The organism is Yinghuangia sp. ASG 101 (genome assembly GCF_021165735.1).
Lineage (GTDB): Bacteria > Actinomycetota > Actinomycetes > Streptomycetales > Streptomycetaceae > Yinghuangia.
The window spans coordinates 7,168,514-7,189,275 of the sequence record NZ_CP088911.1; the positions used below are offsets into that span (position 1 = coordinate 7,168,514).

General features: G+C 71.2%; 21 protein-coding genes. 14 read left to right on the forward strand and 7 right to left on the reverse strand.

The window, feature by feature from the left end:
- Positions 1-13: 13 nt before the first annotated feature.
- From LO772_RS30640 to LO772_RS30650, 3 genes are all read right to left on the reverse strand, one after another.
- Positions 14-535: a type II toxin-antitoxin system RelE family toxin gene (locus tag LO772_RS30640; RefSeq protein ID WP_231775273.1), complete on the reverse strand. Its 522-nt coding sequence runs from the start codon at positions 533-535 to the stop codon at positions 14-16.
- A 3-nt stretch (positions 536-538) separates the two neighbouring features.
- A complete protein-coding gene (locus LO772_RS30645) occupies positions 539-847 on the reverse strand; it encodes a type II toxin-antitoxin system Phd/YefM family antitoxin (RefSeq protein WP_231775274.1) in 309 nt (102 codons plus the stop codon).
- A 152-nt stretch (positions 848-999) separates the two neighbouring features.
- Complete coding sequence (locus tag LO772_RS30650; protein WP_231775275.1) at positions 1,000-2,262, reverse strand: ABC transporter substrate-binding protein; 1,263 nt, start codon at positions 2,260-2,262, stop codon at positions 1,000-1,002.
- 226 nt (positions 2,263-2,488) lie between these two features.
- Here LO772_RS30650 and LO772_RS30655 point away from each other — a divergent pair, with 226 nt between their 5' ends.
- Complete coding sequence (locus LO772_RS30655) at positions 2,489-3,025, forward strand: nuclear transport factor 2 family protein (protein WP_231775276.1); 537 nt, start codon at positions 2,489-2,491, stop codon at positions 3,023-3,025.
- Between the two features lie 27 nt (positions 3,026-3,052).
- On the opposite strand, the gene LO772_RS30660 is transcribed toward LO772_RS30655, so the two are convergent.
- Both LO772_RS30660 and LO772_RS30665 read right to left on the reverse strand, forming a co-directional pair.
- Positions 3,053-3,808 carry an SDR family NAD(P)-dependent oxidoreductase gene (locus LO772_RS30660; protein WP_231775277.1) on the reverse strand — a complete coding sequence of 252 codons (756 nt, stop codon included), beginning with the start codon at positions 3,806-3,808 and terminating at the stop codon, positions 3,053-3,055.
- Positions 3,809-4,024 (reverse strand): ferredoxin, encoded by a 216-nt coding sequence (locus tag LO772_RS30665; RefSeq protein ID WP_231775278.1) that lies wholly within the window; start codon positions 4,022-4,024, stop codon positions 3,809-3,811. It abuts the gene before it with no gap.
- A 151-nt stretch (positions 4,025-4,175) separates the two neighbouring features.
- On the opposite strand from LO772_RS30665, the gene LO772_RS30670 reads away from it, so the two are divergent.
- The 9 genes from LO772_RS30670 to LO772_RS30710 all read left to right on the forward strand — a co-directional run bounded on the left by LO772_RS30670 (position 4,176) and on the right by LO772_RS30710 (position 12,188).
- Complete coding sequence (locus LO772_RS30670) at positions 4,176-5,126, forward strand: PDR/VanB family oxidoreductase (protein ID WP_231779787.1); 951 nt, start codon at positions 4,176-4,178, stop codon at positions 5,124-5,126.
- An 85-nt stretch (positions 5,127-5,211) separates the two neighbouring features.
- On the forward strand, positions 5,212-5,712 hold the full coding sequence (locus LO772_RS30675) for a nuclear transport factor 2 family protein (protein ID WP_231775279.1): 501 nt from the start codon (positions 5,212-5,214) through the stop codon (positions 5,710-5,712).
- Positions 5,709-6,827, forward strand: a complete 1,119-nt coding sequence (locus LO772_RS30680) for a CaiB/BaiF CoA transferase family protein (RefSeq protein WP_231775280.1) — start codon at positions 5,709-5,711, stop codon at positions 6,825-6,827. Before LO772_RS30675 ends, LO772_RS30680 begins: the two co-directional genes overlap by 4 nt.
- 47 nt (positions 6,828-6,874) lie before the next feature.
- Positions 6,875-7,732 carry an enoyl-CoA hydratase-related protein gene (locus LO772_RS30685; RefSeq protein WP_231775281.1) on the forward strand — a complete coding sequence of 286 codons (858 nt, stop codon included), beginning with the start codon at positions 6,875-6,877 and terminating at the stop codon, positions 7,730-7,732.
- The gene (locus tag LO772_RS30690) at positions 7,729-8,265 is read left to right on the forward strand and encodes a VOC family protein (protein WP_231775282.1); all 537 of its coding nucleotides are present in this window, start codon (positions 7,729-7,731) and stop codon (positions 8,263-8,265) included. The genes LO772_RS30685 and LO772_RS30690 overlap by 4 nt, the downstream gene beginning before the upstream one ends.
- Positions 8,262-10,082, forward strand: coding sequence for an FAD-dependent oxidoreductase (locus tag LO772_RS30695; RefSeq protein ID WP_231775283.1), 1,821 nt, complete (start codon positions 8,262-8,264; stop codon positions 10,080-10,082). Before LO772_RS30690 ends, LO772_RS30695 begins: the two co-directional genes overlap by 4 nt.
- 148 nt (positions 10,083-10,230) lie before the next feature.
- Entirely contained in the window at positions 10,231-11,265 is a 1,035-nt protein-coding gene (locus LO772_RS30700; RefSeq protein ID WP_231775284.1) for an NAD-dependent epimerase/dehydratase family protein, read from the forward strand.
- A gap of 2 nt (positions 11,266-11,267) precedes the next feature.
- On the forward strand, positions 11,268-11,765 hold the full coding sequence (locus LO772_RS30705) for an FAS1-like dehydratase domain-containing protein (protein WP_231775285.1): 498 nt from the start codon (positions 11,268-11,270) through the stop codon (positions 11,763-11,765).
- 15 nt (positions 11,766-11,780) lie between these two features.
- Positions 11,781-12,188, forward strand: a complete 408-nt coding sequence (locus tag LO772_RS30710; protein WP_231775286.1) for a MaoC/PaaZ C-terminal domain-containing protein — start codon at positions 11,781-11,783, stop codon at positions 12,186-12,188.
- On the opposite strand, the gene LO772_RS30715 is transcribed toward LO772_RS30710, so the two are convergent.
- Entirely contained in the window at positions 12,179-14,383 is a 2,205-nt protein-coding gene (locus tag LO772_RS30715; RefSeq protein ID WP_231775287.1) for a CaiB/BaiF CoA-transferase family protein, read from the reverse strand. The two genes, LO772_RS30710 and LO772_RS30715, sit on opposite strands and share 10 nt — an antisense overlap.
- A 160-nt stretch (positions 14,384-14,543) precedes the next feature.
- Between LO772_RS30715 and LO772_RS30720 the strand changes: the two genes are divergently transcribed.
- Positions 14,544-15,959 (forward strand): aldehyde dehydrogenase family protein, encoded by a 1,416-nt coding sequence (locus LO772_RS30720; protein WP_231775288.1) that lies wholly within the window; start codon positions 14,544-14,546, stop codon positions 15,957-15,959.
- Between the two features lie 9 nt (positions 15,960-15,968).
- On the opposite strand, the gene LO772_RS30725 is transcribed toward LO772_RS30720, so the two are convergent.
- The gene (locus LO772_RS30725) at positions 15,969-16,508 is read right to left on the reverse strand and encodes a nuclear transport factor 2 family protein (RefSeq protein WP_231775289.1); all 540 of its coding nucleotides are present in this window, start codon (positions 16,506-16,508) and stop codon (positions 15,969-15,971) included.
- 38 nt (positions 16,509-16,546) lie between these two features.
- Between LO772_RS30725 and LO772_RS30730 the strand changes: the two genes are divergently transcribed.
- From LO772_RS30730 to LO772_RS30740, 3 genes are all read left to right on the forward strand, one after another.
- Positions 16,547-17,629: an aldo/keto reductase gene (locus LO772_RS30730; RefSeq protein WP_231775290.1), complete on the forward strand. Its 1,083-nt coding sequence runs from the start codon at positions 16,547-16,549 to the stop codon at positions 17,627-17,629.
- A 124-nt stretch (positions 17,630-17,753) separates the two neighbouring features.
- Complete coding sequence (locus LO772_RS30735) at positions 17,754-19,481, forward strand: N-acyl-D-amino-acid deacylase family protein (protein WP_231775291.1); 1,728 nt, start codon at positions 17,754-17,756, stop codon at positions 19,479-19,481.
- 75 nt (positions 19,482-19,556) lie between these two features.
- Positions 19,557-20,762, forward strand: coding sequence for a cytochrome P450 (locus tag LO772_RS30740; protein WP_231775292.1), 1,206 nt, complete (start codon positions 19,557-19,559; stop codon positions 20,760-20,762).

Genomic DNA, 20,762 nt, shown 5'->3' on the forward strand with positions numbered 1-20,762 from the left:
GCTGAGGAAAACGTCAGCGGCGCGGTCGACTGGTGAACTCGGCCCACTGGTCGACGGCCTCTTCGAGTGTCAGTGCCGCGACTTCCCCGCGGGTCAGTCCCGCGCTGTGGATCAGCCGTTCGGCCAACCAGTCGGGTACCGGTTCGACGGGCTTGGCCGCGGAAACCACGACTTCCCCGGCCAGGCGCCCCAGCTTTTCGATGGCCAGGGCGAGCGGCGTAAGTTCCGGCCGGTCGGCCGACGCGTCCCGGACACGGGCGATCGCCTCGGCATAGACCTCGGCGTCCGCGCGTGCTCCGACCGCCCACACTTCGCAGACCTCGACGGTCTTGTCGTCAGTGATCCGATAGACGATGCGCCATGTGTTCCGACCGACGACAAGCTTGCGGTACCCCGTCAGTTCACCGCCGAGCGGGTGCCCGGCGGTCGGTTCGTCAACGAGTGTCAGGATCTTCTTCAGAACCTTGGGGACCGCTTCCGGGCCGATCCGACGCAGATCATCGATGGCGTCGTCGGTGAAGGTGACCTCCGTCATCGTTCAGTCGTCATCCGGCGTGTCGGCGATGGACTCGCGCGTGTGCCCGTACGCCCTGAGAACGTCGTCTAGGGATGTCCGTCCGCCGGCGTCCGTCGCTGTGCGGGCGAGGACGAGCGCGAGGTCGCGAAGGTCTGCCGCGGCTTCTTCCAACTCCGTCAGCCGAGCGATTCCGACCACGACCGCCACAGGGCGGTGGTGACGTGTGACGACCAAATCAGCCCCTTGCTCGGCATCGGCCACGAGGCCGGCGACGCCACGTCGCGTCGCCTCGGTGACGCTCAGCTCATGCGCTTCTCTCAGTATCACCATGAGGCGAGTGTACAGAATTCTGTATAGATTCGCACTGTCCGTGCTGCCCGGGATCGACCGCCTTGCCGGGCATGGGCACGGGCGCCTGTTACGTCGCGAAGCCCGCACCCCTTCAAGGGGTGCGGGCTTCGGCCGTTGTTGTAGTCGTGGGGTCAGTAGCCGGTGCAGGTGCTGGCGAGGTCTCCTGGGGCGCCGTTGCCGGACTGGCTTGGCTCGATGCTTTCGGGGTTGTCGTCGCCGGCGTTGAACTTGAAGACCCAGTTGCAGCCGACCGGCTTCGAGGGCTGGCCCTTCGTATAGGTGATCGGCTCGGGGAGCAGGCCGCCCAGAGTCTCGTTGTTGACCGTGTACATGGCGTCCATGACGGTCTGGCGGGTGATCTCCGTCGGCTTGGCCGTCTCCAGGGCTTTCTTCAGCAGCTCGAAGGAGGACCAGATGGCGGTGGAGTTGCCCGAGGCCCAACTGCCGTCGGAGGAGTACTTGGACATCGCTTCGCGGTAGATCTTGACCGGCTCGGCGTCGGACCACCAGGGGAAGCCGTTGGTGCCGCCCACGGAACGGAAGCCCGAGATCTTGCCGAAGGCCGTCTGGTCGAAGCCGGAGTTGATCACCGAGAAGGTGCCGTCGTACCCCTGCTGGAGGCAGTCCGACGCGAAGCGCGTGCCGGTGGCGAAGCCGATGTTGAAGGCGATCGCGTCGGCCTTGTCGCCGATGAACGCGAGGCACTCGGCGGTGTAGTCGGTGGCCGTGGCGGAGATCAACTGCGAGCCGGCGCCCTTCATGCCGATCGACTGGGCGTAGCTGATCGCCTTGCCGCCGTTCTCCTGGCACACCGCGACCTCGGCGCACGCGGCCCAGCCGAAGTTCTTGGCGCCGACCGACTGGGCCTGGTTGGCGTACGCCTTGATGGTGTAGTCCGAGCCGGAGACGTTCTGGAACACGCCGGGGAGGGCGCTCCAGAGGAGGTCGCTGGATCCGCCGCCGGAGATGATCGCGACGGGGGCGTCCTTGAACAGGTCCGTCATCGTGCCTTCGGCCACCAGGTCGGTGAGGAAGATGGCGTCGATGGAGTTGTCGCCGAGGAACTGCTTGGCGACCGAGGTGGCGCCGGGCACGGTGTTCTTGGTGTCGACCAGCTCGATCTCGACCGGGTGGCCGTTCACACCCCCGTGCGCGTTCGTGTACTTCTCCCAGGCGTGGGCCACGGCCTTCGCCGCGAGGCCGTTGACCGCCTGCGGACCGGACATGGACGCGCCGTAGCCTATTTTGATCGGTTCGCCGGTCAGCGGCGGTGCCGACTCGTCCGACGACGCCCCGTCGTCGCCTCCGCCGCAGGCGCTGAGCGCCAGACAGCCGGCGGCCACGACGGCTCCGAACTTCAGGCCCCGCGCCCGGGTGATGATCCTGGGTGGCACGTGAGACTCCTCATGATGATCAGCGCTCCCGCCGTGGTGACGGGGTCCCTGCGCGCCGAACCTAGATGAGCTGAGCATTACTTGTCTACTATTTGGCCATAGTTAGAAATCAAAGCGAAATGTAGGGGCGGCCACGAGCTTCGCGGGTCTGGCTGGAGGAGTCGGACACAAGTAGGGTGGGGGAACAACATGATTGCAAATTGATTGAGCGAGACGAGGAGTTCCGATGGGTGTGGTTCCGGACCCGGAGACGCTGGCCGACAAGATGGCCCTGACCGAGTTGGTCGCCCGGCTCGAGCGGGCGGTGGACCGCAAGGACCGCGAGGGGATCCTCGCGTGCTACTCGCCGAAGTCCTTCGACGACCACGGCCGTTGGCGCGGCAGCGGCGAGGAGTTCGCGGAGTTCATCTGCAACAACCCCGGTTTCACGACCGCCTCGTCGTTCATCTACCACCTGATGGGCCAGTCGATCTTCGAGATCGAGGGCGACGAGGCGTACGGCGAGTCCTACTTCGCCTACTGGATGCAGACCTCCGAGGACCGGCTCTACCAGTCGATCGGCCGTTACCTCGACTACTTCCAGCGTGCCGACGACGGCTGGCGGATCACGTACCGCCGCGTCGTCATGGAGTGGGACGGCACGCTCGCCGCCGAGAACGCCGTCCCCGGCGGCCACTTCCGCGGCACCCGCGACCGCACCGACCCGCTCTGCAAGCGGCTCAAGTGGCCCGAGAACCCGGAGGCCGCGACCTCCGCCGGCTGAGCCCCGAGCACGGCCGACGGCCGGCGCTCAGATGGAGAGCCCGCCGTCGGCCACCAGGATCTGGCCGGTGACGAACGACGCGTCGTCCGACAGCAGGAACGCGACGGCTCCGGCCACCTCGGCCGGCTCGGCCACGCGCCCCAAGGGAATCCGGGCGAGCAGGCGTTCCCGCTTGTCGGGTGCGTCCAGGAGGCGGTCGATCATCGCCGTGCGCATGTGCCCCGGGCCCACCGCGTTGACCCGGACGCCGTCCCGGGCGTGGTCCCGGGCCGCGGCCCGGGACAGGCCGAGGACGCCGTGTTTGGCCGCCGCGTACGACGCCACCCCGGCCGATTGCACCGTCGTGCTCGTGTACGACGCGACGTTCACGATGGCCCCCCGCCCGGCCGGCACCATCGCCGCCAGTTCCGCCCGCTGGCACCGGAACACCGCGGTGAGGTTCAGGTCGAGCGTCGCGCGCCACAGCTCCTCGTCGTACCCCGACGACGGTTGCGGCGGCGGGCTCACCCCCGCGTTGTTGACCGCCGCGTCGAGCCGTCCCCAGCGGTCCACGGCCGCCGCCACCAGCCCCGCCGGCACCGCGGCATCGGTCAGGTCCGCGGGCACGGCCAGCGCCTCGACCCCGTACGCGCGGGCCGCCGCGGCGACGTGCGCACAACGATCACGGCGACGCCCGGTCACGACGAGGTGCGCGCCTTCCGACGCCAGCCGCAGTGCCACGGCCGCACCGAGCCCGCTCGTCGCCCCGGTGACCAGCACGACGCGGCCTTCGAACCGGCGCATTCAGCCGACCAGCCGGATCGCCCGCATCGGGCACATGTCCGCGGCCGAGGCGGCGCCGTCCTGGTCGGCGGTGCCGAGTTCGGCCGAGGTGTACTCGTCCGAGGCGTGGGCGCGGTAGGAGAGCTGCCCGTCGTCGTCCAGGGCGAACAGGTCGGGTGCGGCAAGCGAGCACTGGCCGTGGTTTGCACACTGGTCCAGGTCGACGGTGAACCTCATGCGGAATCTCCTTCGCGGATCGGCTCCCGGCGGTTCGGGTCGAAGGCGAGACCCGGGGGCTCGAACACCTCACCCGTGCCACAGCAAGGTTACTTTTGATGTCAAGTAGAGTTGTAGGGCTCTTGAATCGTGTATTAATCTTGTTCCTATGATGAACGACCAGGGCCTCATTCCTGTCCGGGTCCAGGGGGTGCGCCGCGCGGCCGAAGGGGTGGCCGCCTTCGACCTGGTGCGGGAGGACGGTGAGCCATTCCCGCGGTGGGCGCCCGGCGCCCATATCGACGTGGTCATCGCCGAGGGCCTCGAACGCCAGTACTCGTTGTGCGGCGATCCGGCCGACGCCACGACCTGGACCATCGCGGTGCTGCGCGAGCCCGAGAGCCGGGGCGGGTCCCGGCGGCTGCACGACGAGGTCACCGAGGGCACGCGGTTGGCCGTGCGCGGTCCCCGCAACGAGTTCCCGCTCGCGGCCGGCCGCCGGCACCTGCTCGTCGCGGGCGGCATCGGCATCACGCCCCTGCTGCCGATGGTGCGCGAACTGGCCGCCGCCGGCGCGGACTGGCGCCTGGTCTACGGCGGCCGCCAGGCCGCCTCGATGGCCTTCACCGACGACCTGGCCGCCTTCGGGGACCGCGTCACGCTGTGGCCGGAGGACAAGCTCGGGCTGATCGATCTGGACGCCCTGCTCGGCGAACCGGCCGACGGCGTCAAGGTCTACTGCTGCGGGCCCGGCGCGCTGATCGACGCGGTGGAGGCCCGGTGCGCCGCCTGGCCGCCGGGAACCCTCCACGTCGAACGCTTCCGCCCCCGTGAAGGGGCGCTGGACGGGGAGCGCACCGGCTTTCAGGTCCACCTTCGGGCTTCGGGTCTCACTCTCGACGTCGGCCCGGAGCAGAGCATCGCCGACGTGATCGAGGCGGCCGGCGTCGACGTCCTGACGTCGTGCCGGGAGGGCACCTGCGGCACCTGCGAGACCACCGTCCTCGACGGCGTTCCCGATCACCGGGACTCCCTGCTGACCGCCGCGGAGAAGGCCGCCAACGACACGGTGATGATCTGTTGCTCGCGGTCGCGGACCCCGCTGCTGGTCCTCGATCTGTAGGAGGAGCGCCGTCCCGCGAGGTCTCCACATTGATTAACAGTGGTGTTACTATCTTGTTCAAAGCAGCTCGAAAGGGTGGTTCCCGGTGGAGGACAAGTTGGCGGTTCTCGAAGCGCGGCTCCGCGAACTCGAGGACGACCGGGAGATCCGCGAACTCCTCGCCCGCTACGGCTACTACGCCGACGCGCCCCTCGACGAGGAGTACTTCCGACTGTTCACCGAGGACTGCGTCATGGACGTCTCCTCCGGCCGCGGCGAGGACCCGTACGCGATCGTCCGCTGGGAGGGCCTGGCGCAGATGCGCCGGTTCCTGAGCGAACGCACCGCGCAGCACGACAACGGCTTCCACGGCCGCAGCTTCCACGTCCAGGGCAACAACCTGGCGGTGAAGGTGACCGGGGACGACGCGGTGGCCAGCGGCTACTCGTTCATCTTCCACCAGGACGGTCCGACCCTGAAGCTGCTCAGCGCCTCCCTCAACGCGTGGGCCTTCCGCCGCGAGGACGGGCGCTGGCGGATCCGGATGCGCAAGCGCCGGATGGCCGGCGCCCCGGACGCCGAACAAGTCCTGCGAGCGGCGGAATGACCGGGGGCGCGCTCGCCGGCGTCCGCGTCGTGGACCTCTCGCGCGTGCTGGCGGGCCCGTACTGCGCCCAGTTGCTCGGCGACCACGGCGCGGACGTCGTCAAGGTCGAGCCGGTCACCGGAGACCTCACCCGCTCCTGGGGCCCGTCCCGGCCGGACGGCGTCAGCGCCTACTACGCCGGGCTGAACCGCAACAAGCGCCACCTCGCCGCGGACCTCAGCACCCCCGAGGGACGCCAACTGGTGCTCAAACTCCTGGCCGACGCCGACGTCTTGGTCGAGAACTTCAAGCCGGGCGCCATGACCCGCTGGGGCCTGGCACCCGACCTGCTCGCAGAGCGGTTCCCACGCCTGGTGCACTGCCGGATCTCGGCGTTCGACCCCGACGGGCCGATGGCCGGGCTGCCCGGCTACGACGCCGTCATCCAGGCGTACACCGGGATCATGGACCTCAACGGCGAGCCCGGCGGGCCGCCGCTGCGGGTCCCGATGCCCGTGGTGGACCTGACCACCGGGCTTCTCGCGCTCTCCGGCGTCCTCCTCGCCCTGCGCGAGCGCGAGGAATCCGGCACGGGCCAGCGGGTCGACATCAGCCTGGTCGACGCGGCGATGAGCCTGCTGCACCCGGCGGCGGCGAACTACTTCATGACCGGCGAGCAACCGCACCGGCTGGGCAGCGCGCACCCGAACATCGCCCCCTGCGAGACGTTTCCGTCGCCCGCCGGCGAGGTCTACGTCGCCGCGGGCAGCGACCGGCAGTTCGCCGCGCTGGCCGGATTCCTGGGCGCACCCGAACTCGCCGACGACCCGCGGTTCCGCCGCAACTCCGACCGCCTGGCCCACCGGCACGAGCTGAACGCCGCCCTGGCCCGGCTGTTCGCCGCGCTCGACCCGGACATCGACCTGGCCCGGACGCTGATCGCCCAAGGCGTCCCCGCGACGCTCGTCCGGCGCCTGGCGGACGTGCTCGACGCCGCGGACGTCGTCGCCCGCGGCATGGTCACCGAACTCGACGGCCTGCGGATGCTCGGTGTCCCGATCCGCCTGAGCCGGACCCCCGGTTCGATCCGCACACCACCCCGGCCGCTGGGCGCCGACCACGTCGCCGTGGGCTGACCTCCCCGCCCGCCGCCAGGACACCGAGGAAGAGAGCAGAGCCACCAGTGGACTACGAGAACATCCTGTACGGCATCGCCGACCGGATCGCGACGATCACCCTCAACCGCCCGGAGAAGCGCAACGCCCTGAGCCCGGCGCTACGGCGCGAGGTGATCCACGCCCTGAAGGCGGCCGAGGCCGACGACGACGTCACGGTGATCCTCATCCAGGGAGCCGGCAAGTCCTTCTGCGCCGGGTACGACATGAACAGCTACGCGGGCGGCGAGGAACGTCCCGAGCGCCCCGACGGCTGGAACGGCTCTCCGCTGTTCGAGTCCTGGACGGGCCAGTTCCCCCGCAGTTGCCTGCGGGACTGGCTGACCATCTGGGACCTGCTCAAGCCCGTGGTGGCCAAGGTGCACGGCCATGCCCTGGCGGGCGGCTCGGAGCTGATGTCGATGTGCGACATCGTGTTCGCCGCCGAGGACTGCGTGATGGGCTACCCGCCCACCCGCGCCCAATCCACCCCGGACGTCGAGTACTTCCCTTGGAAGATGTCGATGGCCCAGGCCAAGTACCTTCAGCTCACCGGCAATTCGGTCACCGGCAAGCGGGCCGAGGAGATGGGCTGGATCGCCAAGAGCTTCCCCGCCGAGGAACTCGACGAACAGGTGATGCGCGAGCTGCGGCCGCTGGCCCAACTACACCCGGCGATGCTCGCCGCCAACAAGCTCAGCCTCAACCAGAGTTACGAGGCGATGGGGTTCCGCGCCGCGCTCCAAAGCGTCGTGCCCTGGTACGCCATCGCCCGCTCGTTCCGGCCGGGCGCGGGCGAGTTCCAGGCCAAGGCCGCGCGCGACGGGCTGAAGGCCGCCCTCGCCTGGCGCGACGGCGCCTTCCAGGACGAAGGCTTCGTCCTGTGAGCGCGGCGCCCGAGGAGACCCGCGCCGGGGTCCGCAGCCTCAACCACGTCGCCCTCGGCGTCCGCGACCTGGCGGCCTCACTGCGCTTCTACGTGGACGGCCTCGGCATGCGCAAGACCCTGGAGAAGCCGACCAGCGACCTGACACCGGTGCTCATGCGGCTGCCCGAAGGCACCACCGGCACCACGGTGTTCGTCCAGGGGGACTCCCGTGTCGGCCAGCTCGAACTGGTCAAGTGGAACCTGCCCGAGAACGACGAGGGGCGTCCCAAGCGCCCCGGCGACTTCGGGATGGGCCAACTCTCCTTCCCGGTCGACGCCGAGCACATCGGTGCCGTCCACGCCCGCCTGGTCCGCATGGGCTACGAGGTCTATTCCGACCCCACCACGACGATTGTCAAGAACTACGGCCCGGTCACGCTGTTCCTCTGCGAGGACCCCGACGGCACTCAAGTGGAGCTCGTTGCGCTGCCGTCGCCCGACGTGGTCCGCAGCTTCCGCGCCCGGCTGAACCAGGAGGACGAGGCACGATGACCCAACTCGAAACCGGCCCGGCCGTCACCGACGAGCCGGTGGACCACCGTGCCGTGGCCGAGCGATGGTTGGCCGACCTGGACCGCGCCGTGTCCGACCGCGATTTCCCCGCTGTGCGCGGGCTGCTGGCGGCCGACCCGTGGTGGCGCGACATCTACGCCCTCACCTGGGACTTGGTCGGCATGCACGGCGCCGACGACATCGTCGGTCAGCTCGCCGCCGCCCTCGACGAGACCGGTTTCGGCGATCTGCGCCTGGACGCGACGTGGCCGGTCGCCTTCAACGGCCGCTACATCGAGGCGATCTACCACTTCACCACGCGCGCGTCGGTCGGCCGCGGCGTGGTCCGCCTGGTCCGCGAGGAGGACGGCGCGTGGCGGTCGTGGGTGGTCTCGACCGCCCTGGAAGGGCTGCGCGACTTCCCCGAGCCGACGGTCTCCGTCGATGACGCCGCCTCCGAGGCCAACAACACGCCGTCCACGCCCGGCGCCCGCCGGTCGCTGGCCGAACTCCGGGCCGAACGACGGCAGTACCGGGACGCCGACCCGAGCGTCCTGATCGTGGGAGCCGGCCACTCCGGCCTGTTCCTGGCCGCGCGGCTGGGTCGGCTCGGCGTCCCGACGCTGCTGGTCGACCGCTACGCACGCGCCGGCGACAACTGGCGGCTGCGCTACAACGGCCTGCTGCTGCACGACTTCAAGTGGTCCACCGAGTTCCCGTACCTGCCCTACCCGACGACGTGGCCGCTGTTCACACCCAAGGAGATGCTGGCCGACTGGATGGAGGCGTATGTCAACCTCCTCGACCTGGACCTGTGGACCAGTACCACCGTCCACTCCGCGACCTACGACGAGGCCGAGGGCCGCTGGACGGTCGAACTCGACCACGACGGCGAGCGCCGCACCCTGTACCCCCAGCACCTCGTGTTCGCCACCGGCAAGGACGGCATCCCGCACCGCCCCGAGATCGAGGGCGAGGAACTCTTCCAGGGCACGATCGCCCACTCCAGCGCACACCCCGGCGGGGAATCGGTGCGCGGCAAGCGCGTGGTCGTCGTCGGGGCCGGGGCGAGCGCGCACGACATCGCCCAGGACGCCTACGAGAACGAGGCCGCCTCCATCACGATGGTGCAGCGCAGCCCGGTGCTGGTGTTCTCCCAGCGCAACGGCCTGAAGCTGCTCTTCGGCGCGCTCTACCACGAGAACGGCCCGGAGGTCGCCACCGCCGACCTGCTCGCGGCGGCCAACCCGCTGGCCCTCGCCCTGCGGCTCGCGCCGACGGTCACCCGGCGGATCGCCGAACTCGACGCCGACCTGATCGCCGGGCTGGAGAAGGCCGGCTTCCGCACCACGCTCGGGCCGGGCGATGCCGGGCAGGCGTACCTGACCACCCGCGGCGGCGGCGCCGTCTACATCGACAAGGGCAATTGCCGGCTCATCATCGACGGCGAGATACGGATCCAGCCGGGCGAGGTCGCACGGTTCACCCCGCACGGCGTGGTCTACCGCGACGGCACCGAGGAACCCGCCGACGTGGTCGTGTTCTGCACCGGCTACAGCAACATGCGCGAGGTCGTCCGTCCCGTCGTCGGCGACGAGGTGGCCGACCAGCTGGCCACGGTCTGGAACGTCGACGACCGCGGCGAACTGCGCACGACGCTCCGCCACTCCGGCCACCGGAAACTCTGGTTCATGGCCACCGGCCTGCGGCTGGCCCGGTTCCACTCCCAGCACGTCGCCCTGCTGATCAAGGCGATGAACGAAGGCGTCATCGACCCGCGGATCAACGTCGACAAGAAGCAGGACCTGGCGGGCTGATCCCGGCGCCACCATCCATCGCAAACCCTGTCCCCGTGGAGTCACGCTGCACAGCACACAAGCGAGGACCGCACTCCTGGTCGGCGGCAGCGGGCCCACCGGCCCGCACGTCGCCGCCGGGCTGGCCGAACGCGGGTATGCCGTCACCTTGCTGCACCGCGGCACCCACGAGGCCCCCGCGTCGGACGGCCACGAGCACATCCACGCCGACCCCCACTTCCGCGCGTCGCTGGACGACGCACTCGCGGGGCGGTCGTTCGACGTCGTGGTCGCGACGTACGGCCGGCTCCGCCTGGTGGCCGACGCCCTGGCCGGGCGCTGCGCGGACCTGGTCGCCGTCAGCGGCCTGCCCGCCTACGCCGGCTACCACGAGCCGGGGCGGCTGCGCCCGTTCGGCATGCCGGTGCTCGCCCGGGAGGAACAGGCCGACGCCGGACGGGCCGAACAGGCGGAGGAGACCACCGGCGAAGGGTTCGCCCGCAAGGTACGGGCCACCGAGCGCCACATCCTGGCGCTGCACGCCGAAGGCGCCTTCCGCGCCTCGCTGTTCCGCTACCCCACGATCTACGGCCCGCGGCAGGTCTACCCGCGGGAGTGGTCCGTGGTGCGCCGGGTGCGCGACGGCCGGGACCGGATCATCCTCCCCGACGCCGGGCTGACCCTCACCACGCGCTGCGCGGCGGTCAACGCGGCGGCCCACCTGCTGGCCGCGGTCGACCGGCCCGAGGCGGCGGCGGGCGAGATCTTCAACGTCGGCGACCGGGACCAGTTCACCGTGCGGCAGTGGGTCGAGATCTGCGCCGCCGCGGCGGGCGGCGCGCTGCGCCCGGTGTCGATGCCGTTCGACCTGGCCGGCCCGGGGCGCGGGCTGTTCCCGGTCGCCCACGACGCCCACCTCCTGGTGGACGCCCACAAGGCGGCCGACCGGCTCGGGTACGTCGAGCCGGTCCCGGCGGCCCGCGCGCTGGCCGACACCGTGCGCTGGTACCTCGACCATCCGCCGGACGAACGCGCCGCCGGGAATCTCGTCGACGCGTTCGACTACACCGAGGAGGACCGCGTGATCGAGGTCTACCAGCGGGCCACCGCGCGCCTGGCGGCCGAGCAGCCGCCCGCCGCCGTCGCCGCGCACCCGTACGCCCATCCCCGGGCCGCCGGGCAGCGCGACCACCGGGGCCGGTAGCCGTGGGCCTGATCAGCGCGGAGATGGCCGCCGCCGTCGGCTCGGTGGTCGATTGGAAGGTCTCCTATCCGGTCGCGGCCTCCGACATCCGCCGATGGGCGATCGCGGTGCACTACCCCGACCCGCCGCCGCGCCGGTTCTGCGCGGAGACGACGCCGGGCGGCATCACCGCGCCCGAGGAGTTCAATCCGTTCGCGTGGATGGCGGCGGCACAGCGGGAGCCCGTGGTCGCGCCGGAGTTGCGGGACACCGACCGGATGGAGAAGGCGATCGGCATCGCCGGTCCCGGTCTGCGGAACCAGGTGAACGGCGGCACCGAGGTGACCTACGGGGTCCCGATCCGGCCGGGGGACGTGATCCGCTCCGAGACGCGGCTGGTCTCGTACGCCGAGAAGACCGGCCGGATGGGCCCGATGCTCGTCTCGGTCACCGAGTCGGTGTGGACCAACCAGGACGGCGAGCGCGTGCAGGTCGAGCGCCAGACCGCCCTTCGCTACTGACGACGGGAGACGGCGATGTTCAGTGTGGGCCACGAGGTGGCCGCCGGGCCGCGGCGCAGCGGCTTCCCGGAGTGGAACCGCTTCGCCGCGGTCAACGACGAGTTCGTCCCGATCCACATGGACGACGAGGCCGGTCGCGCGGCGGGCTACCCGGGCGCGATCGTCATGGGCCGGTTGCCGTGGTCGTACGTGCACCGGCTGCTGCGCGAGTGGCTGCCGCCGGAGGGCCGGATCGAGGCGGTGGCGCTGCGGTTCCGGGCGCCGACGCTCCGGAACGCCGTGTTCGACGTCAAGGCGCGGGTGCGTGCGGTGCGTTCCGGGGCCGAGCGGGTCTTCGCCGATCTCGACGTCTGGGTCGAGGACGGCGACGGCGTCGTCCTGGCCCCGGGCACCGCCACCGTCTCCGTTCCCGCTCAGCGGTAGCCGACGCCCACGACGGAGTGCATCGGCGCGCCGACGACGACCGCTCCGGCGTCGATGAGGCGGTCGATCTCCCGCGGTGTGAGCCCGGCTTCGGCCAGCAGTTCGCGGGAGTGCTCGCCGTGCCCGGTCGCGCGCATGACCTCGTACGGCGCGTGGGCGCCGAACGTGGCGAGACGGTGCGGCAGGAACGTCGCGTTGCCGTCCGGCCATACCAGTTCGGCGACGTGGCCGTCGGCGAGGAGTTCCGGGTCGTTGACGACCTCGCGGAAGTCGCGGGCGCGGGTGGCGGCGCCGCCGGCCTCGGTGACGAGTTTGACCACGTCATCCGAGGTGAGCGCGGGGAACCCGGCGATGAGTTCGTCGCTTGCGCCGTGCACGCGGACCCAGCCGTCGGCGCAGGCGTAAAAGCGGGAGGCGGGGCTCGGGCCGGGGAAGTCGCGGCCGCCGGTCTCGGCCGGGGGGCGTCCCGCGTAGCGGACGAGTTCGCCGCTCTGCATGAAGGTCGCCGCGCCGGCCAGCGACGTGGCGACGTGCTGCCCGCCTCGTCCGACGGACTTCTGGTAGAGCGCGGCGCAGGTTCCCAGGGCGGCCAGGCAGGCGACGGCGACGTCGTTGATGGCCAGGGTGGAGAAGACCGGTTCGTCGGGGCCGCCTTGGGCCTTCATGATCCCGGCCAGGGCCTGGACCACCGGGTCGTAGCCGGGGTGGCCGCCGAGGGGGCCGGTCGCGCCGTAGCCGGTGATGGAGGTCGTCACGAGATCCGGGTTGACGCCGCGGAGGGTGGCGTCGTCGATCTTGAGCCGGTCGCGGACGCCGGGGCGGTAGTTGTCCAGCACGACGTCGCTGTGCGCGACGACGCGGAGGAACGCCGCGTACCCGTCGGGGTGGCGCAGGTCGATGCCCAGGCCGCGCTGGCCGCGGGCGATGCCGTAGCCGCGCAGGCGCAGTTCGTCGCCCTTGACCGTCTCCACTTTGAGAACGTTCGCGCCGAGCGCGGCCAGCAGCATGCCCGCGTACGGGCCGGCCAGGACGGTGCCCAGGTCGGCGACGGTGATGCCGGCCAGAGGGCCGGTGCCGCCGGGGTGCACCGGCTCGGGCTGTGCGTCCGTGCGGGGCGCCCATGCGGCGTCGTCGGCGAACCGCCGGGCGGTGTGCGTGCGGCGGGCACCGCGCGAGAGGTCGGCGCCGACGCCGGTCACCACGGCCGGGCCGACCAGGGGATCGTCGAGGTCCAGGCGCTGGTTCAGGGCCGCGACCTGGGGGTGGTCCAGCCAGTCGTCCCGGTCGCCGACGGGGCTGACCGGGCACCCGGCCGCGGTCAGTTCGGCCAGCCAGGTGGCGCGGTCCCGGGTGCGGAAGGCCTCGGTGAGGCGGGCGCGGACCCAGCCGCGGTTGTCGGGCGCGTAAAGCCGCTCGCGGACGTTCTCGATGCGCGGGTCGTCGACGATGTCCGTGGTGCCGAGACAGGCGAACAGCAGGTCCTGGAACTTCGAGCCCAGGGCGCCGACGAACAGCCAGTCGCCGTCGGAGCATGGGTACGTCCCGAAGGTGGGGTTGGGGCCACCGGGCCCGACCGCGGTGTCGGGCAGCGGCTCGTCCGGGCTGACCAGCATCGTCGTGATCACGGTGACCATCGAGCCGTGCAGCGGATCGACCACGACGCGTTGCCCGCGCCCGCGGCGGGCCCGCTCGACCAGCGCGGCGATGCCCGCCGTGGCCCCCCAGATGCCCTGCATGGAGGAGAGGAAGGGGTAGACCGCGTCGACCGGCCCGCCGCTGAACGACGTCTGTCGCCGCGCGGCTCCGAACTCGGCTGCGACCATGCGGTCGCGGGTCAACGGATCGAGATCCAACTCCTCGTGCCACAGCGGCAGATGGAGGTGGACGACGCCGGGGGGCGGGGCGGCGTCGAGGGGCAGGCCCAGCGCGGCGGCGGTGGCGCCGTCGCAGGTGACGACGAGGTCGGCATCCGGCGCGAGGGCGGGCCCTCGCTCCGGCGGGACGACGGTCTTGTTCCGGTGCCAGGCCACGGCCCCGGGCCGGGTGCGGTCCTCCGGGTCGTGCGGCGCGGCGAGACGGATCACCTCGGCCCCGAAGTCGCCGAGCACCATGCCGGCCAGCGGCCCGGTGATGCCGTGGGTGGCGTCGAGGACACGAACGCCGTCGAGGGCGGGCAGCTCCGGGCTGTCGGGCATGGCGCCAAGCCTCCCAATAATGTTCCAATGGGGTTCCATTGTATTGGACCACAGAACGGGTCTGCCCGGCACCTGACCACCGATAACCCACCGTTTCAACCATGTTAAAGGCATGATTCAATTATGGTCAGGTCGGACGACCCCGGACCCAGGAGGTAGGATGCCGCGCGAGTTGGACCACTGGATCGACGGCAGGAGCGTGCCGCGGGGGACGCAGGAGACGCTTGCCGTCGAAGGGCCCTTCGCGCGCGAGGTGGTCGCCCGCGTCGCGCTCGGCGGGCCCGAGCACGTCGCCTCCGCCGTCGCCGCGGCCCGGTCGGCCGCCCGGGACTGGGCCGACCGCGCGCCCGTCGACCGCGGCCGTCTGCTCGCCGAGGTCGCCCGCCGGCTCCGGGACCGCCGGGACGAGTTCGTCGCCACCGAGGTCGAGGAGACCGGCAAGCTCGTCGCCGAGATGCGCGGCGGCCTCAACGTCGCCGCCGACTACTTCGAGTACTACGGCGGCGTCGTCCGCGCCCTGTTCGGCGAGACCATCAACCTCGGCGCCGGCGACCACGCCTTCACCAGCCGCGAGCCGTACGGCGTCGTCGGCATGATCACTCCCTGGAACGGGCCGCTGACCCAGGCCGCGCGCGGGATGGCCGCCGCGCTCGCGGCCGGGAACACGGTCGTGGTCAAGCCGTCGGAGTTCACCTCGTCGACCACGCTGATGCTGGCGCGGCTGTGCGAGGAGGCCGGCATCCCCGCGGGCGTCGTCAACGTCGTCGTCGGCACCGGCCCCGACGCCGGGGCCGCCCTGGTCGACCACCCCGACGTCCGCCTGATCGCCTTCACCGGCTCGGTCGCCACCGGGCGGCGGGTCGCCGAAGGGGCGGCGCGGCGGCTGGTTCCCGCCATCCTCGAACTCGGCGGGAAGTCCGCCAACATCGTCTTCGCCGACGCCGACCTCGATCGCGCCGTGGCCAGTGCCCTCACCATCTGCGTCGGCGCCGGGCAGCAGTGCGCGGCGCTCAGCCGCCTGCTCGTCCAGGACGAGGTCCACGACGCCGTGCTGGAGCGGGTCGCCGCGCAGATGCGCGCTCGGACGCCGGGCGAGCACCTGGCCCCGATGACCACCGAAGGCCAATTCGCCAAGGTCGTCGAGTACTTCGCCGTCGCCGAGGACGACGGCGCACGGCTGGTCATCGGCGGCCGCGCCGCGATCGGAGAGCTGGCCGCCGGCCGCTACGTCGAGCCGACCCTCTACGCCGACGTCACCCCCCGCATGCGCATCTTCCGCGAGGAGGTGTTCGGTCCCGTGCTGGCCGTCACCCGCTTCACCGCCGAGGACGACGCCGTCGCGCTCGCCAACGACTCCGAGTACGGCCTGGTCGCCGGCGTCTGGACGTCCGATGCGGCGCGGGCGCTGCGCGTGGCCTCCCGGATCGAGGCCGGCCAGGTCATCGTGAACGGCGGCCGCACCGGCATCGAGACGCCGTTCGGCGGCTACAAGTCCAGCGGACTGGGCCGCGAGAAGGGCTTCGCGTCACTGTTCCACTACACACAGCTCAAGACCACGGTGGTCGCCACAACGTGACCCCGGCGGTCAGCGCGCCCGCCGCGCCTCGGTGAGCAGCGGGCGGTCGTACGACGTGTCCGTGCGGTCGCGCGCGACGACGCCGTTCTCCTCCCGTCGCACCGGCGGCAGATCGGGCTCGGTCACGCCGCCGATCCACTCGACCATCGAGACGCGGTGCGCGATCCGCCACGCGCCGTCGCGCTTCTCCACCTGATCGATGTACCGGCCGCCGTGCAGCGTCACGGGCGTGCCGGTGCGGTTGCGCCCGACCATCACGAAGTACGTCTCGGTATGCGCGATATCGCCGTCGAGGTCGCAGGTGTGGTTCGTGATGTAGTGCTGCTCGCCGTGGTGCGCCGTGCGGTGACCGGCGAACGCCCAGGTGATGAACTCCTCGACGGTCCCGCGGAACACCCCGTGGTCGTCGATCGCGTCGGGCCAGTAGGCCGAGCGGACCAAGTCCGCGTCGAGGCGGTCGACACCGCGGGTGTAGCGCAGCAGCGCGTCGTGGATGTCCTGCCGGTCGATCAGCTCCTGGAGGCGGCGGGGGTCCGGCGTTGTCGTCATACTCCCGAATCTAATCGTGTTGCTGCTATGATGCAATCATGCTCAACTATCGGCTCATGGGCCGCAGCGGGCTGCGGGTCTCCGATGTCGCGCTCGGGACAATGCTGTTCGGTGCCACCAACGGCTGGGGCGTCGGCGCCGAGACGGCCCAAGAGCTCTACGACACCTTCCGCGCCGAGGGTGGCAATTATCTCGACACCGCCAACCAGTACGCCGACGGCGAGAGCGAGCGCATCATCGGCCGGTTGGTCGCCGGGCACCGCGAGGAGGTGGTCATCGCCTCGAAGTACACGAACTCCGCGCCGCGCAACGGCGATGCCAACGCCGGCGGCAACCAGCGCAAGAACATGGCCCAGTCGGTCGAGGGCTCGTTGCGCCGGCTGAACACCGACTACCTGGACCTCTACATCGTCCACTCCTGGGACCTGCTCACCCCGGTCGACGAGGTGATGCGCGGCCTGGACGACCTGGTCCGCGCGGGCAAGGTGCTGTACGTGGGGGTGTCCAACACCCCCGCCTGGGTGGTCGCCCAGGCCAACACGATGGCCGAGCTGCGCGGCTGGTCCCGCTACGTCGGCGTGCAGATCGAGTACAGCCTGCTCGGCCGCGGCGCCGAGGCGGAATTCTTCCCGATGGCCCAGGAGTTCGGCTTGTCCGTGCTGGCCTGGTCACCGCTCAAGAACGGCCTGCTCACCGGCAAGTACGCCGCGGGCGGCGGCGCGGGCTCGCGCCTGTCCGCCGAGGTCTGGAACGCGCCCGCGATGGCCTGGAGCGGCCGGCACGGCGCCGACGTCGCGGCCGTGCTCGACGCGCTGGGCGCGCTGGCCGTCGAACTCGACGCCACACCGGCGCAACTCGCCCTCGCCTGGCTGCGGCACCGACCGGTCCACGTCGTCCCGATCCTCGGCGCGACCAGCGTCGCCCAACTCACCGAGAACCTCCGCAGCACCGAACTCGAACTCACCGCGGCCCAGGTCGCCCGCCTCGACGAGGCCGCCGCCGTACCGCTCGCCTACCCCCACCCGTACCTGGCCGGCCCGATGGCCCGCTCGTTCCGCTCCGCGGGCATGTTCGACCGGATCTCTCCCGCGCGGCCTCGCGGCGCGACGACGACGCGCTGAACATGTGCCACCGCACCGCCGAACGGCTGTTTCGCCATCCGGTGCCGCAGGAGTGGCCGGCGACCACCGCGGTCCGCGCCTGAGGGACCGCGCCCAAGACACCGCAGTCGGAAAGGAACCTGAAATGAGTGAGTACGACCTGGTCGTGCGTTCGGGCACGGTGGTGGACGGGAGCGGCGGCGAGCCGTTCCGGGCGGACGTCGCGGTCGTCGGCGGCCGGGTGGCCGAGGTCGGCCGCGTCCGCGGGACGGGGGCGCGGGAAGTCGACGCGGAAGGCGCCGTCGTCGCCCCGGGGTTCGTCGACATCCACACCCACTACGACGGCCAAGCGGCCTGGGACAGCACGCTTCAGCCGTCCTCCTGGCACGGGGTGACCACGGTGGTCGGCGGCAACTGCGGCGTCGGCTTCGCCCCGGTCAAGCCCGAGGACCGCGACCAGCTCATCGCGCTGATGGAGGGCGTGGAGGACATCCCCGGCACCGCCCTGCACGAGGGGCTGAGTTGGGACTGGGAGACCTTCGGGGACTACCTCGACGCCCTGGAGCGCCGCCCCCGCGACCTCGACTACGCCACCCAGGTCCCGCACGCCGCCCTGCGGATCTTCGCGATGGGCCGGCGCGCGGTCGCCCGGGAAGCCGCCACGCGCGAGGAGATCGCCCAGATGGCCCGGCTCGCCGTGGAGTCGATCGCGGCGGGCGCACTGGGCTTCACCACCTCCCGGACCCTCAACCACAAGACCAAGACCGGCGTGCTCACCCCGGTGTACGGCAGCGCCGACGAGGAACTGGTCGAGATCTCCCGCGCGGTGGGCGGGACCGGCACAGGCGTGCTCCAGCTGATCACCGACTTCGACGACGTGGCCGAGGATTTCGCCCTGATGCGGCAGATGGCGAAGGTGTCGGGTCGGCCGCTGTCGGTCTCCGTGTTTCAGAACCCGGTGCACCCCGGGCGGTTCCGCGAGATCCTGGCGGAGATCACCGCCGCCAACGCCGCGGGCCTGGAGATCCGTGCCCAGGTCGGCGCCCGCGGCATGGGAATCCTGCTGGGTCTGCAGTGCACGCTGCACCCCTTCACCACCAACCGGGTGTGGCGCACGATCGCCCACCTGCCGGTCGCCGAGCAGGCCGCGCGGATGGCGGACCCGCGGATGCGGGCGGCGATCCTGGCGGCGCAGACGGACGAGAAGGACACGATCACCCCGGGCGGGTTGCGCACCGACCGCTACGACGCGATGCACGAGCTGGGGCCGGTCCCGGATTACGAGCCCCCGCGCGCGATGTCCCTGCGGGCGCGCGCCGAACGCGAGCACCGGACGCCGGAGGAGGTGGCGTACGACGTCCTGGTCAAGGACGAGGGCCGCGGGATCATCTACCAGCCGTTCACCAACTATGCCGAGGGCAACCTCGACGCGGTCCGCGAGATGCTCGGCCACCCGCACACCGTCCCCGGCCTCGGCGACGGCGGTGCCCACGTGGGGTCCATCTGCGACAGCAGCTTCCCCAGCACCCTGTTGCAGCACTGGGTCCGGGAGCGGCCGCACGGCCGCCTCGCCCTGCCGTTCGTGGTGCAGCGGCAGTCCCGGGACACCGCGCGCGCGGTCGGACTGCGGGACCGCGGCGAGCTGAAGCCCGGCTTCAAGGCCGACCTCAACGTCATCGACCTGGACCGGATGCGGACGCACCGCCCGGAGATGGTCTACGACCTGCCCGGCGGCGGCCGCCGCCTGCTCCAGCGGGTCGAGGGGTACCGGCACACGTTCGTCAGCGGCGTGGAGACCTACCGCGAGGGGGAGCCGACCGGGGCGCTGCCCGGGCGCGTGGTCCGCGGCGCTCGGTCGGCTCGTCCTGCGTGACCGGCTAGTCTATTATGTTCAAAGCGTCGTACTTTTATGTTGTAACGCGCCGGGCAGTGGATGGAGAAGTCTGACATGTCAACGATGCAGGAGCGCGCCGAGGCCCACGGCCTCCCGATCCACGCGTTGGACCTGGAGGGGGACGAGCGGCTCGGTGTCGATCCGTTCGCGGTGTGGGACGAGATGAGCGGTGTCGGCGGGCTGTTCTACAGCCCGGTGAACCGGGGCTATCTGGTGGCGGCCGACTACGACACGGTCAAGCACGTTCTCCAGGACCCGCACACCTGGTCCAACCTGCCGAGCTCGATCGTGTACACCAAGCAGGAGGTCATCCTCGACGTCCCGCCGATCACGATGGACCCGCCGGTGCACACCAAGTACCGCAGAGCCCTGGCACCGTTGTTCGGGCCCAGGGCCGTGGCCCACCTGGAGCCGCGGATCGGCGAGATCTGCCACGAACTCATCGACGCGATCCTGGACAAGGGCACCTGCGACTTCGCCAAGGACTTCGCGGCCAAGCTGCCCGCCTTGTTCTTCCTGGAGTGGCTGGGGATCGGCACCGAAGACGTCGACCGGATGTTCCACCTGGCCGAGCGGGCCACGTTCGACTTCCCTACCCAGGAGGAGCGCGACGACATCGAGCGGCAGATCGACACGATCGTCCGCGGCGCGATGAACGACCGCCGCACCCACCCCCGGCCGGGCGACCTGGCCACGGCGTTCGTCACCATGGAGGTCGACGGCGGGCCGATTCCGGAGGACCTGCTGGTCGGCATGGCCAAGCTCGCCTTCATCGCCGGCCAGGAGACGACCTCGAGCCAACTCGGGTTCATCATGCGGCACTTGGCCCGCAACGAGGACGACCGCCGGTACCTGATCGAGGACACCGGCCGCATCCCCGGCGCGATCGAGGAGCTGATGCGCTTCTACAACACCGGCGGCTCGGCCGGGCGCGTGGCCCGGCAGGACACCGAGCTCAACGGCTTCCCGGTGCGGGCCGGCGACCGGATCTTCATCGCCCGCTGCGGTGCCGACCGCCGGCTCGCCCCCGAGGTCCAGCTGTCCCGCACCGGCGTCCCGCACTCGGCGTTCGGCCTCGGTGTGCACCGCTGCCTGGGCTCGCACGTCGCCCGCCTGGAGATGCGGATCGGCCTTGAAGTCTGGCACGAGCGGATCGCGCGGTACCGCATTCCCGACGACTTCGTCGAGGAGTACCGCTACGGCAGCTTCATGCAGCAGCTCTCCCACCTGCCGCTCGAAATCGAGCCGGCCGCCCGCTGA